The 18,035-nt window shown below is 42.7% G+C and carries 12 protein-coding genes and 1 riboswitch; of the genes, 10 read left to right on the top strand and 2 right to left on the bottom strand.

What is annotated here, in order from left to right; translation table 11 throughout:
• Window positions 1-9 precede the first annotated feature (9 nt).
• Together gtfA and CA598_RS13305 are read left to right on the top strand one after the other, a co-directional pair.
• A complete protein-coding gene (gene gtfA, locus CA598_RS13300) occupies window positions 10-1,455 on the top strand; it encodes a sucrose phosphorylase (RefSeq protein ID WP_094876817.1) in 1,446 nt (481 codons plus the stop codon).
• Window positions 1,456-1,554: 99 nt separating this feature from the next.
• Complete coding sequence (locus CA598_RS13305) at window positions 1,555-2,208, top strand: M48 family metallopeptidase (protein WP_094876818.1); 654 nt, start codon at window positions 1,555-1,557, stop codon at window positions 2,206-2,208.
• Window positions 2,209-2,302: 94 nt separating this feature from the next.
• On the opposite strand, the gene CA598_RS13310 is transcribed toward CA598_RS13305, so the two are convergent.
• Complete coding sequence (locus CA598_RS13310) at window positions 2,303-3,313, bottom strand: LacI family DNA-binding transcriptional regulator (protein WP_094870019.1); 1,011 nt, start codon at window positions 3,311-3,313, stop codon at window positions 2,303-2,305.
• Between the two features lie 232 nt (window positions 3,314-3,545).
• Between CA598_RS13310 and CA598_RS13315 the strand changes: the two genes are divergently transcribed.
• The 6 genes from CA598_RS13315 to CA598_RS13340 all read left to right on the top strand — a co-directional run bounded on the left by CA598_RS13315 (window position 3,546) and on the right by CA598_RS13340 (window position 9,876).
• Window positions 3,546-5,639 (top strand): amylo-alpha-1,6-glucosidase, encoded by a 2,094-nt coding sequence (locus CA598_RS13315; protein ID WP_094876819.1) that lies wholly within the window; start codon window positions 3,546-3,548, stop codon window positions 5,637-5,639.
• Window positions 5,640-5,697: 58 nt separating this feature from the next.
• Entirely contained in the window at window positions 5,698-7,014 is a 1,317-nt protein-coding gene (locus tag CA598_RS13320) for an ABC transporter substrate-binding protein (protein WP_094870021.1), read from the top strand.
• A 72-nt stretch (window positions 7,015-7,086) separates the two neighbouring features.
• Entirely contained in the window at window positions 7,087-7,986 is a 900-nt protein-coding gene (locus tag CA598_RS13325) for a carbohydrate ABC transporter permease (RefSeq protein ID WP_094870022.1), read from the top strand.
• An 18-nt stretch (window positions 7,987-8,004) separates the two neighbouring features.
• Window positions 8,005-8,829, top strand: coding sequence for a carbohydrate ABC transporter permease (locus CA598_RS13330; protein WP_042193304.1), 825 nt, complete (start codon window positions 8,005-8,007; stop codon window positions 8,827-8,829).
• A 171-nt stretch (window positions 8,830-9,000) separates the two neighbouring features.
• Window positions 9,001-9,558 carry a hypothetical protein gene (locus tag CA598_RS13335; protein ID WP_143812412.1) on the top strand — a complete coding sequence of 186 codons (558 nt, stop codon included), beginning with the start codon at window positions 9,001-9,003 and terminating at the stop codon, window positions 9,556-9,558.
• Window positions 9,559-9,582: 24 nt separating this feature from the next.
• Window positions 9,583-9,876: a transposase gene (locus CA598_RS13340; protein WP_094876821.1), complete on the top strand. Its 294-nt coding sequence runs from the start codon at window positions 9,583-9,585 to the stop codon at window positions 9,874-9,876.
• 62 nt (window positions 9,877-9,938) lie between these two features.
• Here the strand turns inward: CA598_RS13340 and CA598_RS13345 are convergent, their stop codons facing one another.
• The gene (locus CA598_RS13345; protein ID WP_094876822.1) at window positions 9,939-11,660 is read right to left on the bottom strand and encodes a cellulase family glycosylhydrolase; all 1,722 of its coding nucleotides are present in this window, start codon (window positions 11,658-11,660) and stop codon (window positions 9,939-9,941) included.
• Window positions 11,661-11,880: 220 nt separating this feature from the next.
• Here CA598_RS13345 and CA598_RS13350 point away from each other — a divergent pair, with 220 nt between their 5' ends.
• Together CA598_RS13350 and CA598_RS13355 are read left to right on the top strand one after the other, a co-directional pair.
• Window positions 11,881-12,459, top strand: coding sequence for a hypothetical protein (locus tag CA598_RS13350; protein ID WP_094876823.1), 579 nt, complete (start codon window positions 11,881-11,883; stop codon window positions 12,457-12,459).
• 90 nt (window positions 12,460-12,549) lie between these two features.
• A riboswitch (cobalamin riboswitch) is annotated at window positions 12,550-12,750 on the top strand.
• A 265-nt stretch (window positions 12,751-13,015) separates the two neighbouring features.
• Window positions 13,016-17,995 (top strand): S-layer homology domain-containing protein, encoded by a 4,980-nt coding sequence (locus CA598_RS13355; protein ID WP_143812413.1) that lies wholly within the window; start codon window positions 13,016-13,018, stop codon window positions 17,993-17,995.
• Window positions 17,996-18,035: the final 40 nt, after the last annotated feature.

Here is an 18,035-nt window from a genome sequence, read left to right on the forward strand (position 1 = left end):
GGATTTATGATGCAAATTAAGAATGAAGCTATGTTGATTACCTATGCAGATAGCCTCGGGCGTAATTTAAAAGAATTAAACGAAATATTAGATAAGCATCTGCGAGGCGTCGTTGGAGGTGTTCATTTACTACCGTTTTATCCTTCTTCGGGTGACAGAGGATTTGCACCAATGGATTATACCAAGGTTGATCCGGCATTTGGCAATTGGGCGGACGTCGAAGCCATGAGTAAGGATTTTTATATGATGTTTGATTTTATGATTAATCATATCTCAAGACAATCTCCTTATTTTCAGGACTTTCTTGAGAAAAAGGATGAATCAGAATATGCGGATCTGTTTATCCGGTACAAGGATTTTTGGCCGAACGGGGAGCCCACTCAGGAAGATGTGGATTTAATCTATAAGCGTAAACCACGCGCTCCATACGTAGAGGTTACCTTTAAGGATGGTAGCTTGGAAAAAGTATGGTGTACCTTTGATGAAGAGCAGATTGATCTGGATGTGACTACAGAAACGACGCGGAAATTCATAACGGACAATCTAACGTTTTTGGCTGAAAAAGGAGCTTCGATTATTCGACTAGATGCTTTCGCATATGCTAACAAAAAAATCGGTACGAATTGTTTCTTTGTTGAGCCGGATATTTGGGAGATGCTGAATCACTCTGAGCAGACCGTTGCCCCTTACGGAGTGACCGTTTTGCCGGAAATTCATGAGCATTATAGCATCCAGTTAAAAATTGCAGAACAGGATTACTATGTATATGATTTTGCGTTACCAATGTTGGTGCTGCATGCTTTATTTAGTGGGAAAGTAAACCGGTTGGTGCATTGGCTGGAGATTTGCCCGAGAAAACAGTTTACAACACTAGACACGCATGATGGTATTGGTGTGGTGGATGTAAAGGATCTTTTGAGTGATGAAGAAGCAGAAATGACAAGAGAAAGCCTTTATAGCCAAGGCGCTAATGTCAAAAAAATATACAGCACCGAAGCGTATAACAACCTTGATATTTACCAAATCAACTGTACTTATTATTCAGCACTTGGTAATGATGATCAGGCTTACCTGCTGGCGAGAGCCATCCAATGCTTTGCACCGGGTATTCCGCAGATCTATTATGTGGGGTTACTGGCTGGAGTGAATGATATAGAGCTTCTGGAGAAGACCAAAGAAGGACGGAATATTAATCGGCATTATTATACTCAAGAAGAGATAGATGTTGAGGTTGAGCGCCCAGTTGTGCAGAAGCTCTTTAATATCTTGAAATTCAGAAATAGTAATCCAGCCTTTGATGGAGATATACAGATTGAACAGTTGGATGAGAATAATGTGGTGATAACTTGGAAAAATCTGTTGAACGAAGCGAAATTGGAAGCGAATCTGTTAACCAAGGCATTTACGATTTCACAAAAAGAAAAGTTAGCGGATTGGGAAAGGGTTGTATTATAAGGTAGTATCCAGTGTATTGATGAATCATGTTAAAATAGGGGGAACGCTTAAACGCGTTCTCCTTTTTTTGCGAATAACCTTATAGAAACGATGGTGGGTATGAAGATTGAGTACGACAATCAGGTGATCGAGTTTAATGTTCAATATGGAAACGGCAAGAAAATCTCCATTCATATAGATTCTTCAGGGCGTATAACGCTCAAAGCTCCCAAGAAAACAAGTGAAGAGACGATTAAAAGCGTGGTTGAGCGTAATGGGAAATTGATAGTGGAGAAGCTGCGGAGCATTGAAGCGAACCGAGAAACACCAAAGCTCAAAGAGTATGAAGACGAGGGCAAATTCCTGTATTTAGGCAAATATTATTCGCTGCATGAGTTAATAGAGACAGGGGATTTAAATGAGGAAGAGCTTAAGCTTAAGCTGAAGAAATTCTATTTCGCTAGCTGTAAGAAGATTGTAGGCGAACGGATCCCTAAATATCAGACACAGCTTAGAGTAAAGCCTAAGACGATTGACATTGTTGAGTCTAGAACTAAGTGGGGAAGCTGTAGCTCGGATAAAAAGCTAACCTTTAACTATCGCTTAGCGATGGCTCCAGTGGAGGTTATCGATTATGTAATCATCCATGAGCTGTGTCATTTACTTCATATGAATCATGACCGCTCTTTTTGGCGAAAGGTTGGAAGCCTCATGCCGGATTATAAGGAGAAGGAAGAGTATTTAGCTAGATATGGGCGTGCTATGACGCTGTAATAAATTAGCATTGATTCATGATTTCATACAACCAAAAGGATGTCCCTAATGAAGGGAAATCCTTTTTTAGTTGTTTAATGGTTTCCAAAGGGAGTTAAAGGGTTCGAACGCTATCTCTTTTTATTAGCTCGCTAGGAAGCATGACATGATGAATAGCTTGTTGTTTCTCTAGTAGATCTATGAGGATCTGAGCAGCGTTGGTTCCTAACTCGTATTTATGTTGGTTCACTGTAGTCAAAGCGGGTGTGCAATACGCTGTCAGATCAATATTATCGTAACCTATAATTGAAATATCCTCGGGCACCGATTTTTCGGCTTCCTTCACACCCTGCATAGCTCCGAGCGCCATCAAATCACTTGCACAAAAAATAGCAGTGACCTCAGGATGGCTGGACATTATTTGCTGAGCAGCTTCTTTTCCTCCTTGTTCGGAAAATAATCCATTAAAAACGAGGGATTCGTCAAAAGGAATACTGTAATTCTCAAGGGCGAGACGGTAACCTTCTAATCGAAGAAGTGCTACATCTGCTTGGGTATGTCCGTTAATCATAGCAATATGGCGATGCCCTGACTCTAGCAGATGAGTTACTGCTTGAAGCGCCCCTTTTGTATTATCAGAGGTGACATAACCGACATTTGGCCCTTCAAGTGTAATATCAATGAGCACGCAAGGAATATCAGAGGATACGATTTCCTTGAGATAGGGATCATCCAGTCGAATCCCCATAATAATGACACCATCTACACCTCTTTCTTGGCATAATGTCTTATAGGATTTCACTCTTTGCTTTTGCGGGGTTGTGCTGAAGAGTACAAGGTCATAATCCAGCTCTCCTGAACGATCATTGATTCCGCATAATACTTCAAAGGCTATATTATCTTTGGAGCTATCTCTTGTAACATTGGAGAGTAGGAGACCCAGCGTTTTTGTTTTTTTGGATATAAGCGATCTGGCAGCCATGTTAGGGCTATAGCCTAATTGGTCTGCAATAGTTCGGATCTTGAGTCTAGTACCTTCGTTAACATCGTCATAACCATTTAAGGCCCGGGAGACGGTAGTTACGGATACGCTGGCGGCTTTGGCAATATCTTTTATAGTAACCATTACGATACCTCCTTCATATTTAGGGACAATAAGGCAATATGTAGTATTTAAATATTAAAAAATAAAATAAAAAAAGCATCTTGTAAATGCTTTCATCATGATTTATAATTCGATTATACCTTATCCGAAACGTTTTGGTAAGTCTGTGGAGCATTAGATTATCTGAAACATATATTTTTTTGTGCTTTTTCCGAAACGTTTCGGATACACAGCGAAGAAATGAGGGGAAGTTTTGAATTATCGAGTTATTAAAGAAAATGATCTGTTTCTAATGACGGACAAAAGTGGGGACATACCGGACAATGATCAATCGGGTCTAGGTCTCTATACTAGAGATACCCGTTTCTTAAGCCGAATGGAAATCCGAATTAATAATCAGCGACCGATATTGTTATCCTCGGCTGCCGATGAGAATTATATCTCTACCATTCGTCTTACCAATCCTCATATGGAGGAAGACGGTAAATTGATTTTATGGCGTGAGTCTGTAGAGATTGAACGTACCCGCTTTATTTATGAGGGTGCATTATATGAGACCTTCAAGTTAACAAGTTATTATCCAAAAGCCATCCAATTCGATTTCTCTGTGCTGTTAGATGCGGATTTTACAGATATGTTCGTGATTCGTGGGTTTCAGCATGGCAAGCTAGGAAGTAAGACGGGTGAACGAAGTGCTCCAGGTGAAAGAGTGATCAGTTATCTCGGGGCAGATGAGTTACTGAGAGAAACCAAGGTGAAATGGGATACTCAGGAAAGCCGAATAAGCGAGACAGGTGAGGTACATTTCGATGTCGAGCTGAAGCATCAGGAGAGTGTTGAAATCGCTTTCTTTATTGCTCCGATGATAAATGGCAACGAGCCGCTGCAGCATGAACCTAAGGAAGCAATGAATAGGCTCAGAGCATCTTACGCTAGTTGGAATGCTTCATCGACCTCCATCAGCAGTGATATGCCGTTATTTAACAAGCTATACCATCGAGGGGTTCAAGATTTACGGGTGCTGCTCACGGACCTTGGTTATGGGCAGTTTCCGGTTGCAGGCTTACCTTGGTACTCCGTTCCCTTTGGACGCGACAGCCTGATTGCAGCGCTGCAAATGTTATCTTCGAATCCTCAAATTGCTAAGGGAACCTTACTTACAATGGCTGCCTACCAAGGCCAGAAGGAAGATGAGTGGCGCGATGAGCAGCCAGGCAAAGTGATGCACGAAATCCGGTATGGAGAGTTAGCGGCTACTAACCAAGTTCCGTTCACACCTTATTACGGCACAATCGATGCAACACCGCTGTTTCTGCTGCTTACCGCTGAGTATTACCACTGGACAGGAGATCTTGATTTTGTTAGCTCGTTAATGCCGCATCTCAACGCTGCATTGAATTGGATTAAAGAATATGGCGATTATGATAAAGATTCCTTTGTGGAGTATTATCAGAAGTCATCCAAGGGAATTGCCAATCAAGGGTGGAAGGATTCTGCGGATTCCGTCATTCATAGTAATGGTGATTATGCGGAGGCCCCAATCGCGCTAGTAGAGGTTCAAGGTTATGTGTATCAGGCGCTGACTCGACTTGCTCCTATCTTCAAGAGCCTAGGTCACGAAGAACAGGCAGAGGTTATGGAAAAAGATGCAGCTCAGCTGCGAACCCGTTTCGAGGAAGACTTCTGGATGAATGATGAGCAATTTTATGCAATCGCCCTGGATAAGGATAAGAAACGGGTAGACTCCGTTACTTCGAATGCAGGACATATTCTAATGTCAGGAATCGCCTCGCCAGAGCGGGCAAAAGCAGTTGCGGCAAGACTGGTAGCCCCTGATCTCTTCGGAGGATACGGTATTCGGACCATGAGTACTGCGGCTACAGGTTACAATCCGATGAGCTACCATGACGGAAGTGTATGGCCACATGATAACTCACTCTGTTTGCTTGGCCTTAGTCAGTCCGGGTTCACAGAGGAAGCAATCACCGTTATGCAAGGATTACTGAACGCAGCTGACCAATTTGAATATTACAGATTGCCTGAATTGTATTGTGGTTACAGTGACCAGCTCGGTGCCCCGGTTCCTTATCCGGTAGCCTGTTCTCCGCAAGCATGGGCGGCTGGAACACCATTGACCTTCGTGCAAGCACTGCTTGGTCTTCAACCGAATGCCCTAACCCGGCAAATTACGATCAAGCCTGCACTTCTAAACGGTATGAATGACTTAAAGGTGGAGCAATTACAGATTGGCAATGGCACGCTCAGCCTGCGAGTTAGTCGTGTGGATAACGAGCCGAAGCTGGAGATTTTGTCTAACCAGACTGGCTATGAACTGGTGATTCTATAGGCAATACGTAATTTTTTTATATAAAAAGCCTGACAATACTAAGGAGGTTGTATTGAAAATGAGAAAATCGGGGTTAATAATTCTATCTTTGATGCTGGTTTCTGGACTAATGTTGACCGCATGTGGTGGCAACAAAACAAACAGTAACGCAGGAACGGCTGCAACAAACAATAGCACAGATAAAGAAACAGCAGCACCGACAACGGATGAGCCGGTTACGATTACACTTGCAGGCTGGGGAGCGAGTCCAGAAGAGCAGGACCTGTTAAATCAGACGCTGAAGGAGTTCGAAGCTAAATATCCGAATGTGAAAGTAAATTATGAAGTTATTGCCGATCAATACATGGATGTTATCAAGACTAGACTCATAGGTGGAGAAGGCCCGGATGTCTTCTACCTGGACGCATTCGAGGCGCCTGGTCTCATTGAAGCCAATGTGCTGGAGCCATTGGACAGCTATGTGACACCTGAGTTTGATGTTGCAGATTTTGAACAGCCAATGGTCGATGCTTTTAAGAAAGATGATGTATCTTACGGATTCCCTAAGGATTTCTCTACGCTCGCTATGTTCTACAATAAAAAGGATTTTGCCGAAGCGGGAATTACGACGCCTCCAACAACTTGGGATGAACTGAAAGCAGACGCGATCAAGCTGACTAAAAAAGAAGGAGATAAAATCACTCGTTATGGCTTCGGCGTTGCGCCTGAGCTTGCACGTCAGATGTTCATGATCCAAGCGTTCGGTGGAAAAGTTTCTGACGAAGAAGGCAAAGCAACCTTCGCATCTGCTGAAGCACTCCCAGGCTTGCAGCTTGTTGTAGATATGCACAACGTTGATAAATCCTCCGGTGAGCCTAAGGAAGTAGGCGCTGGCTGGGGTGGAGAAATGTTCGGGCAAGGCAAGGCTTCTATCGTATTCGAAGGCAACTGGGCGATTCCATTCCTGGAATCCAACTACAAGGATCTGGATTATGCTACCGCTGAGCTTCCAACGGTGAATGGTACGAAAGGCACAATGGCCTTTACGGTAGCTTATGTAATGAACAAGCAATCGAAGAAGAAAGAAGCGGCTTGGCAGTTAATCTCTTTCTTGACAGGAAAGGATGGAATGAAGACCTGGACCAGCAAAGGGTTCGCACTTCCTACACGGAAATCTGTCGCACAGGAGCTGGGCTACGACAAGGACGAACTGCGTGGAGCAATTGTAGCGGGTGCTTCTTATGCAACACCATGGCAAGCCGCATCTACGCTGCCTACCATCACTAATAACTTCAATAACCAATTTGTAGATACATTTATGGGCAACTCCAAGCTTGAGGATGCTATGAAGAAAGCTGAAGATGTAGCGAATAAGGAAATTGAAGCAGCAAAATAAACGGATTGAAGGGGGAGGGTCTTCGGACCACCCCTTCCTTCTTTCATTCTGAACCGAAAGGAAAAGTGAAGCATGACTCAAGTCTCAACATTTAGAAAGAAGCTAAGAAATAATGTGACGGCCTATCTGTTCCTGCTTCCTACTATTCTTGTACTGGGCACTTTTTTGTTCCTGCCAGTTTTTTATTCGCTCTATTTATCAGGACATAAGGTAAATTTACTTGGTGATGTCAGTTACAAGTGGGTTGGATTCAATAACTTTACACGTATGGCTGGTGACGAGAGAGCTTGGATTGCGCTGAAAAACACGGCATCCTTTGCGCTGTTCGTTGTACCTTTGCAGACTGCATTTGCTATTTTATTAGCCGTTATTTTGAATGCTAAGCTTAGATTTAAAAATTTCTTCCGAATCGTCTTTTTTATGCCGACGGTTACTTCCTCGGCGGTATTGTCACTTATTTTTATGTGGATTTACAATTCAAACGGTCTGCTGAACCGTGTGCTTGAGTTCGTAGGTTTGCATGGTTACAACTGGCTTGGAGATCCGGCGGTCGCTCTTAAGGCGATCATGCTTATGAATATATGGTCTACTGCTCCTTTTTTTATGGTAGTCTTCTTAGCTGCACTGCAGGATATCCCTGATGCATTGTACGAGTCGGCCATGCTGGATGGGGCAGGTGGATTTAGACGTTTTATTTCTATTACGCTTCCGATGATTAAGCCGGCGACCTTCTTCACGGTAGTCATGGGAATCATCGGTACCTTTCAGCTATTCGATCAATCGTATATTTTTTCGGCTGGCTCCGGCGGTCCGAATAACTCCACCTTAACGGTGGCTCTGCTTATCTATCAGTATGCGTTTAAAAATCTCGACTTCGGTTACGCTTCTGCGCTCGCTGTCATGCTGGCTGCGGTCATTATGATCGTAACGCTGATCCAGCGGAAGCTATTCTCCGAAGAGAAGCTGAACTAGGAGGACGATCAGGTGGTAATTAACTATTCCAAAGGGGTTAAGGTGGTTCTGTATTTCCTGTTATTCGCATATGGGTGCGTGACGGTCATACCTTTCCTATGGGCACTATCCTCATCGTTTAAACCGTTAAGCGAGATTGTGTCAGGGAGTATCAACTTTATTCCAAAACAGTTCACTTTCCAGAACTATTACGACATCTTCGTGAAGGAGCCGCTGTTTCTCAGATGGATGTTCAACAGTGCACTCATCGCTGTAGTTTCAACGCTATGCAATACCTTGTTCAACTCTATGGCGGGTTATGCGCTTGCACGTATTGATTTTACAGGCAGCAAGGTTGTGTTTTTTCTAATCCTGGCCGTACAGATGATTCCCGGCCAATTGACTATCGTGCCTGCATATCTGATCATGAAACAGCTTGATTTGTTGAACACTTATGCTGCGCTGACGCTGCCGATGATGGTAAATGCGACGTTCATCTTTATGATGCGGCAATTCTTCCTGAGCTTTCCGAAAGAGCTGGAGGAGGCTGCCGAGATGGATGGTCTAAATAAGTTCGGCACATTTTTCCGCATTGCTCTGCCACTAGCTATCCCCGCATTGGCGGCTCAGACGATCTTTGTATTCATGGGTGCATGGAATGAATTTCTGAAGCCACTGATGTTCATGTCAGACAAGTCGATGTTCACACTTACACTAGGTCTCAATACTTTTAAGGGCCAGTATATTAGCCACTGGAATTATATTATGGCCGCATCAATGGTGTTTACCCTCCCAGCGCTCCTTATTTATGCATTCTTTAACCGCTTCTTTATAAAGGGAATTACGTTTACCGGCAGCAAATAATTTAATTTACAAGATCCGCCACTGATCTTAAATCAGGGCGGTTTTTTGATATGTTCATGAATTGTTACCATTCTATCGATCTTATATGGGGAAGTTGGGGTATAAAAGGAAGGGAAGAGGTAAAACTATGTTCACTAAATAGAACTGGAAGAAATTTAAATGCGGAGGTAAATGATGACACAGAATAAAGGAAATTCACAACGCCAGATTCGAACTTCTATTCTTTGTTTGATCTGTGCCTGCACTGTCCTATTAAGTGGCTGCTCTAATGCTGCCAATGAAACCACACAAGTAACTCCAACGCCTACAACAGATGCCACTGCACCTGCGCCTACGAACCATGCAACAGAACTACCCAGTGCCTCATCCGGTACAAATACAGAGGGACTTCCGGCGGATGTTAGCGTTCAGAGAGTCATGAAGGAAGTCACTTTAAAGGATGGCTATCATAAAAAGATTGAGCTGCTGACAGACGGCGGCAAGCGGGTTACCATTACGGATCCGAGCCAAAAGATTGTTTTGCAGCAGATTGAATATGAAGGGAAGGTTACTACGTCTAATGGTAGACAGGTTACCGTTAAAGTAGAAGGTGGGGGAGAGCAGACCCTAGCCATCCCCGATCATGTAGTGATCGAAGATGAGGACAAGCTTGGATTGATGCCAGGTGTTGATATCGAGTGGACAGTGAATGCAGAGGGGCAAATTGAAAGTGTTGAACTGGAGGATTAAAGAGATACTGAGGTGGCTGGCTAAATGAAATTTCTAATCGTATTTGGCAGTATAGTGGTCCCCATCGCGATGCTAATGATACAACATAAATGGATAAAGTGGCGTATTGTTTTTAATGTTGCTTCTGTGTTATCTACGCTTATTTTAGGCAATATTTCTGCCCTAGCCATATATGCAATATTAAGAGATAACACGGTATTCATGACCTCGATCCATGCGATTTTTTTGAATCCAATGTTCCTTATAACGGGAGCTTATCTTGGAGTGTATCTGGTCTATCGCTTAATGTTGATGACGTATGAAGAAGTATATGTATGATTTACTTAAAAATAGGAGTGTCCTCGTGAAGGGACACTCCTATTTATGTTATGCAGCGAAAGCTAAGAAGACTTTCCTACAACGTTTGTTCCACTCTTCGTGATCTTGTACGTAAGGATATCACCATTCCAGAAGTGGAATTTCAGGATAACTTCTCCGTCTTTAACATCTTTAAAGAAGGCTGGTAGCAGCTTGATTTCTTTCGTGTTATAAGAGGGTGAGAAGGTATTGCCGAACTCCTTGAATGGAGTCCAGTCTTGCGGGCCTGCATTGCCACCAGCGGTATAGACAGCTTCCATCGTGGCAAGCTGGTTGCCATTAAAGGTAGTTGGAATCGCAAACGATTCAGTCGTACCTTTGGCATCACTTAATTTGGCAGTGTCATTCACGATGATCTTTAGTCTCCACGCAACACCCTTGTTGAATTTCAGCGTTAACACGGCATTTTCACCGTATTTTTGGGAAGCTGTGAGTTTTTTGAGTTGGCTGGCTTTGAGTGTGAGTTCCTCGCCATTCAAGGTGTAATCTTTTCCCTTTATTAGATACTTCCCATTTGCACTAATCGTGGTTAGCTTATTGCCGTTTAGGTTGAGCTTCACCTTGGTGTCTTTGATCGTTGCACCTTTTTTTAGATAGACCAGATCGCTCTCGGTGCTCGAGGAACGTTCTTTCAGACCAGACATTAATACGTTGTGGAGTTCGGAATCGGACCACTTATACGTTTTGCGGTTGAAATGTTGCCCATTATCCCAGAGCATGGAGGTCATTTTCTTTTCTTTTAAATAATAGGTAAGGTACTCGAAGAATTTCAGCTTCTCGCCTTGTTCAATCACACCTGTATCCTTATCGAAGCCTAGCAGTCCAAACTCACCAACGATAACAGGGATTCCTTTGGCTACGAATGTGTTGTAAACGTTATCAAAAGTTTGGATGATATCGTTTTTTGTATCTTTTTCAAACGTGGTGTAACCAGCGATATTCACACTGAACGGCCAGAAGCCGTAGTAGTGAACGGTCGCGATTATGTTCGGATCGTTAAGAGCTGTAATCGTCTTGTAAAGCTGATCCATTCTAGGTTGGGTAGGAGAAGTCTCTAATGAAGGCAGCACTAGCGGACGGACATCATTCTTTCCACCTGAGTTTCGAACGATCTGATGGAAAGAATTGTTGAGCTCTGTAAGCATCTGTTCCATCTTCACTTCATCCGTACTTCCGCCATCCGTGAAACGAGGTTCATTAATGCTTTCGAACATCAGCTTATCGGATTTATCCTTGAAGCGGTCCGCAATTTGAGTCCATGCTGCGTTATAACGCGCGAGCGTTTCATCATGCTTCTCTTCCATATGACTTACCCATAACCAGGAGTCGTGATGGACGTTAATCATTACATAAAGCTTGGCGTCCAGCGCCCAGCCGACAACTTCTTCGACACGGTTGAGGTAAGCTTGATCAATGGTATAGTTCGGTGCTTCACCTATGTGTGAATCCCAAGTGATGGGAATCCGGATACTTTTGTAGCCTTGTGCGGCGATTTTCTTAATCAGTTCTTGGGTCACACGCGGATTGCCCCAGGAGGTTTCATCCTCACCTGTAGCATCTAGCGTATTGCCAAGGTTCCATCCGGGCTGCATATCGTCTACATAGGATTGGATCTTACTCTTTGGTGCTGGCTTAGCTTGTTGCTCGTCCTTAGTGGCAGCGGCGGCAATGGATGAGAACAAAGAAAGCAGAAGAGCGGTGACAAGGGTCAATGATAAGAAGTGTTTCTGGATTCGAGTAGTCATTGAATTCTCCTTTGTAAGATCATTTTTTGAGGATGCTTAAACCGGACCTTCATTAGTACTTTGGTGCTTAGATGATCATATACACCTCCATTAATTTGTTGTAAACGCTTACCAAATACCCTAACATAGAATAATTTCAACGAGTACCTTACTAATTTGTGGTAAATTCATATATGAATTAGTGATTTGCAGTGATTCCAAAGTTATGGAGGGCAATCCAGTGAGCAGATTTCATTACATAGGCTCGGCTACAGAGCTTCCGTTAGGAGAAAGAGGCAGTGTACTGTCAGCAAAGACATATAATGAAGTGAAAAATTCCCCAGAGTATAAGAATCAAAGAGAGGCTTTACGCCTGCAAGGCATAATTCCTTTAGATGACATCGCAGATCTGTCTCATTTAAGAGATGAGGACTGTCTTGTATACGACTCGGAAGAAGATGCAGCGGGTATTTTTATAGAGGAACTTGGGTATTGGAACGATGAGATTCGCAAGCATTTTCGGAGTCCATATGTATACCGGATTTCACCGAATTGGGGCGGCTTCTCTGTATCCCCTAAGCTAAAAGATACGCTACCAGGATCGTATGATGCCTCACTCAAGTGTTGTCGGGAGTTATTTAGGCTTATGACAGATTATGGGGTATCTGGTGCCGAGTTTGAGCTTTATACTTGTTGGGCTGAGGAAGAAGGGCTCCTACGAAATAAAAAGTATGATCGAATCTTTGATTTGGCCTCTTTGTCACTGGAGGAGGGCTTTGAGCTGAGAGAAAAAGAGTATATTGTGGTTAAAATGATTTGATATTCAATAGGATTATCGCTAACTACTCGTTATACAAAAAACAAATATTGCATGACAAAAGCATCTATATTAGATATGATGGAGCATGAAAAATTATTATTAGCAATAGGTGCCAATTATGAATGTTTCGGAAATGCAATCATAGATTGGTTAAATGGAAAGCGGGTGTGAGTCCCGCGCGGTCCCGCCGCTGTGAAAGAGGAGTCCTTGCAAGGTACCACTGGGAAACTGGGAAGGTAGCAAGGGTGATGATACTTGAGCCAGAATATCTGCCTGTTTCTGATACACCATTAAACTCTACGAGCGATAGAGGGGTGTTTGATATAGTATATGCCTGCTATTATTGCGGTTCACTATCTTAAACCTCTTGACGTTATGTTGAGTGGTTTTTTTGTAGTGCTAAAAATATAAGAAAGTATAAGTTTAGCACCTATACTCTATGTCTTATATTTCTCGCTAAACGCATAACGTCCTTATAAGGACGCCGAGGGCGTTATGCTTGGAAAGTTTATTCTGTTTTTTTATTATAGGAAGAGAAGGGAAGGGTTATGGAAACATGAAGAAAAATAAGTTTTTAGCTTGGTTACTCATTGTAGCTGTATTTATCACGACGTTCTCTACAAGCGTAATCCCGGCTCATGCGAATGAAGCAATTGCCGATAGTGCAGTTGTAACAACAGAGGTTAATCAAGCTCTAGTAGAGCAGATTAATGCGTTAGTACAAGAGCCAGATACAGAGAAGCCTACGATATTAATAGAAGGTATACAAGATAAACAAGAAGTATCCAGTAAAGATTTAAGCTTCAAAGTAGTGGTTACAGACAATGTCTATAAAGACATTATCCCAGTAGTAAAGCTGAACCAAGTCGTTCTGTCAGCTACTAATGGTGAGTACAGAGCCTCTCTTAACCCAGGTAGTAACGTAATCGCAGTAACGGCTGTAGATGGCGCTGGGAACAAAGCAGATAATGTAACCTATCAGGTTACTTATAAAATTACTGCCAAAGAACAGTTAGATAAAAGCTTGGCTTACATCGTTAACACTGTAAAGAATCCGTCATTTGGAACAGGTAGCGGAGAATGGTCGATTCTTTCTCTAGCACGTGCGAACTATAAAGTACCAAGTGGTTATTATGATCTCTATTACAACAATGTAGCTACGAAAATAACATCGATGATCAAAGAGGATGGAAAACTCGACGCCAATAAAAGCACAGAGAATTCCAGAGCAATTCTAGGACTGACCTCTATCGGAAAAGATATCACGAATGTTGCAGGTCATGATCTAAGAAATGCACTCGCTGATTATCAATATATTCAGAAGCAAGGGAACAACGGTCCCATATTTGCTCTGATTGCACTAGATAGTCATGACTACGAAATTCCAGTATTATTCCCTGATCCTGATGAGAAGGGAGTTATATATCAAAGCACAAGAGAAAACCTGGTTCAGTACATCTTAGATAGAGAAGTTAAAAAAGGTGCAGCAGATGCCGGGGGCTGGGCTTTAGGTGTAACCAAAGCAGACGTCGATATGACCGGGATGGCGATGCAAGCACTTGCGCCTTATTACGCAACGAATTCTAATGTAAAAGCTGCCGTGGATCGGGCGATTGCATGGTTATCGAGTGTACAAAATGCTCAAGGTGGATTTACAAGCTGGGGAAGCACAAGCAGTGAGAGCATCGCACAGATTGTTGTTGCCTTAACTGGCGTAGGCGTAGATCCGCACAGTGACCCTAAGTTTATTAAAGAAGGAAATTCACTTATAGATGCTTTACTTAGCTTCTCTGGGCCGGATGGTGGATTCAAGCATATTCTCACCGGAAAAGTAGACGCTATGGCTACGGATCAAGGCACATATGCACTCGTATCCTATGATCGTCTGATCAATAATAGCAACCGTCTCTATGACATGAATGATGTTCAATTAGAGCAGCCGGAAGTACCGACTCCAGATGTAGCCAAGCAGCATTTGGATAAGAGCCTTGCCTATCTTGTTAAAACCGTAACGAATCCGACTTATTTCGGAGAGTGGTCCATTCTTTCTTTAGCACGTGCAAACTACGATGTGCCTAATGCTTATTATGATCTCTATTACAACAATATAGCTACGAAAGTAGCAGCCTTAATAAAGGATGGGAAAATCGATACTACTGTAAGTACAGAGTATTCCAGATTGATTTTAGGACTTACCTCTATTGGAAAAGATATCACGAATGTCGCGGGGTATGATCTGAGAAAAACGCTTGCTGATTATCAATACATTCAGAAGCAAGGAAATAATGGTCCTATATTTGCTCTAATTGCGCTAGATAGTCATAACTATGATATTCCAGTAGCGCCAGCAGGTAAAGTTCAAACCACAAGAGAAAACCTGATTCAGTATATTTTAGATAATGAGATTAAAAAAGGTACAGTAGAAGCCGGTGGTTGGGCATTAGGTACGGCGAAAGCCGATGTCGATATGACGGCTATGGCAATACAAGCACTTGCACCTTATTACGCAAAGGATTCTAATGTAAAAGCTGCCGTAGATCGGGCCATTGCATGGTTATCGAGTAATCAAAATAATGATGGTAGTTATACAAGCTGGGGAAGCACAAGCAGTGAAAGCATCTCGCAAGTTATTGTTGCTTTAACTAGCGTAGGTGTTAACCCGGACAATGATGTTAGGTTTATCAAGAATGGCAAGTCCCTTATTGATGCATTACTTGTCTTTGCTGCACCTGATGGTGGATTTAAGCACACCTTAACAGGATCAGTAAATGGAATGGCTACGGACCAAGGCACGTATGCACTTGTGTCCTATGATCGTCTGATCAATCATAGTAACCGTCTCTTTGATATGAATGATGTGAAATTGGAACAACCAGAAGGACCGGGACCTGGGCAACCAGAGGGTCCAAAAGAACTTCCGTTACCGTCTGGTAATAACCCAAAAGTTGATATCCCAAATGACGCTCAAGATTATATCGTTCCGATCAGCACCGGGGATAGCAACAAGGAAATAACGGTAGTTATTCCTAAAGACCAACAATCGAAAGTTAGTGTTAGTTTACCTAGTAACAGCGACCTTCCTCAGATAGAGGCTAACAAAGGTGACGTATCTGTAGTCATTCCTAAGGGTGCAAAAGTTACAAGTGGAGATGCCTCAACGATTGAACTAATGTCACCTTTAACAGGCACAGAAGCTGCACTAAAAGATAGTCTGAACCAGATTATTTCCCAGGATAAGAAGCTGGAGAGCATTATTCAAGCTTTTTCCATGGGTGGCAGTGCAAGAGTAGAATTTAGTCAATTTATAACATTAACCTTTAAGGACCTTAAAGGAAAAGATGCTGCTTATATTCAAAATGGTACACCTCATGCGATTCAAAAATTTGTAAGTGATGACTTAGGCATTGCGAGCGGCAAGTCTGAGTATGCCTTTGATAGTGGAAATGACTTAATCGTAAAAACCAATCACTTCACTGATTACATTGCTTATACATCCAGTGTAGTTCAGACACCTGGTGGCGACGGTGGTAGTGGCAATGGTGAAGGAAATGGCGGCGGCAATGGTGGTGGAACCACTCCATCGAAGCCATATGTAACCCTATCCGTGGATAAGCTTACGATTAATAAGGGATATGTTGTTCCATCTGCACAGGTAGAGCTACTACCAAATGACACAGTATGGTCTGTATTAAAGAGAGTGCTTGACAGCCAAGGTATCATCTATAAATTTAAGTGGACAGAAATATACAATAGTGTATATGTTGAATCCATAGCTGGTGATGGAGAATTTGACCATGATAGCGGTAGTGGCTGGATGTATAATGTGAACGGAGTTTATCCTAATTATGGTGCATCTTCATATAACCTAAGTGCTGGGGATAGAATTCAGTGGCGTTATACTACGAATTTGGGTGCCGATCTAAATGCACCGATACCAACAGCGAGTCCGACTCCAAAGCCAACACCTAAACCTAGCGGTACTCCTGCTCCGGGTGATGTAACTATTCCGGAAGGTAACGGTAATCCGACAGCGAGTCCATCTCCAACAGCAACTCCTACTGATATTAAAAAACTGTATAAAGACGCCGATAAGATCTCATCCTGGGCGTTCTCAGCGATTGAAACAGCTACAGTAAAAGGGTACATCCAAGGTAACAATGGTCAGGTGAATCCGAAGGATTACATTACAAAAGCAGAGTTTACTAAGATCCTAGTTTCTGCATTGGAACTTGATATTAAGAGTGATAAGGGAATTACCTATAAGGATGTAGCTCTGGCAGATTGGTTCTATCCATATGTGAATGCTGCTCATAAAGCAGGATTAATTACAGGCTTTAATAATGAATTTAAGCCAAATGACAAGATTACTCGCGAGCAGATGGCAGCAATCATTGTCAGAGCATTATCAATCCCAGCTACGAAGCCAGGAACAGCGATTAAAGACATCAAAACTGCATCCGCGTGGGCTAAAGCAGATGTGGAAACTATTGTTGCCACTGGACTAATGTTAGGTGATGATAATCAATTTAAACCTAAAGAGCTTGTAACTAGAGAAATGGCAGCTGTTGTAGCTACTAGAACCCATGATTATAAGAGTGGCGACAAAGCAGTTAGTCCATATATTCAGAACACAGCATTCTTTTTGCAAAAAACAGTAACAAACCCTGTCATCTCCTCGGTTGGCGGCGATTGGACAGTGTTCGGGCTGGCACGTTCTGGTGTGAAGGTTCCAGATAGTTATTACGCTAAGTACTATGCGAATGTAGAAGCAACCCTTAAAGAAAAGGCTGGGAAGCTGCATAGCGTAAAATATACGGAATATGATAGAGTTATTTTGGCATTAACTTCAATCGGCAAAAATATTGATAAAGTGGCGGGTTATAACCTACTGGAGCCGCTCGCTGATTTTGATACTGTAATCAAGCAAGGTATTAATGGACCTGTGTTTGCCTTGATCGCACTGGATAGTAATCATTACGACATTCCAGTGGTTAAGGATGTAAAGACACAGACGACTAGAGAGAAGCTTATTGATTATATTTTAGGCAGAGAGATCAACGGTGGGGGATGGGCACTTGGCAGTAATGCTACTGCGGCCGATCCGGATATCACTGGGATGGTTATTCAAGGCTTAACCCCTTATTACAAAACGAATGCCAAAGTAACGGCTGCTGTAGATCGTGGATTGGCTTGGTTATCCAAAACACAAACAGCAGACGGTGGCTTTGCAAGCTGGGAATCTACGAACTCCGAGAGCATTGCTCAGGTTATTGTAGCTTTAACTGGACTTGGTATAGATCCGCATAAGGATTCCAGATTTATTAAAAATGGCCGTTCAGCGGTAGATGCGTTGCTTGGCTTTGCTGCTGCTGAAGGTGGTTTTTATCACGTGAAGCAGGGTGGAGTAGGCAACGGAGGCGCGAAACCAGGAGAAGTAGATCTTATGGCTACGGATCAAGCGATGTATGCACTGGTTGCTTATGATCGGTTCGTTAAGGGTCAGACGAGTCTTTATGACATGACAGACGTTAAATAGAACTTTATTTAAAGAGATAAGCAAGGGTAGCGTGTATACC

The organism is Paenibacillus sp. VTT E-133291, assembly GCF_002264395.1.
Lineage (GTDB): Bacteria > Bacillota > Bacilli > Paenibacillales > Paenibacillaceae > Paenibacillus_AQ > Paenibacillus_AQ nitricinens.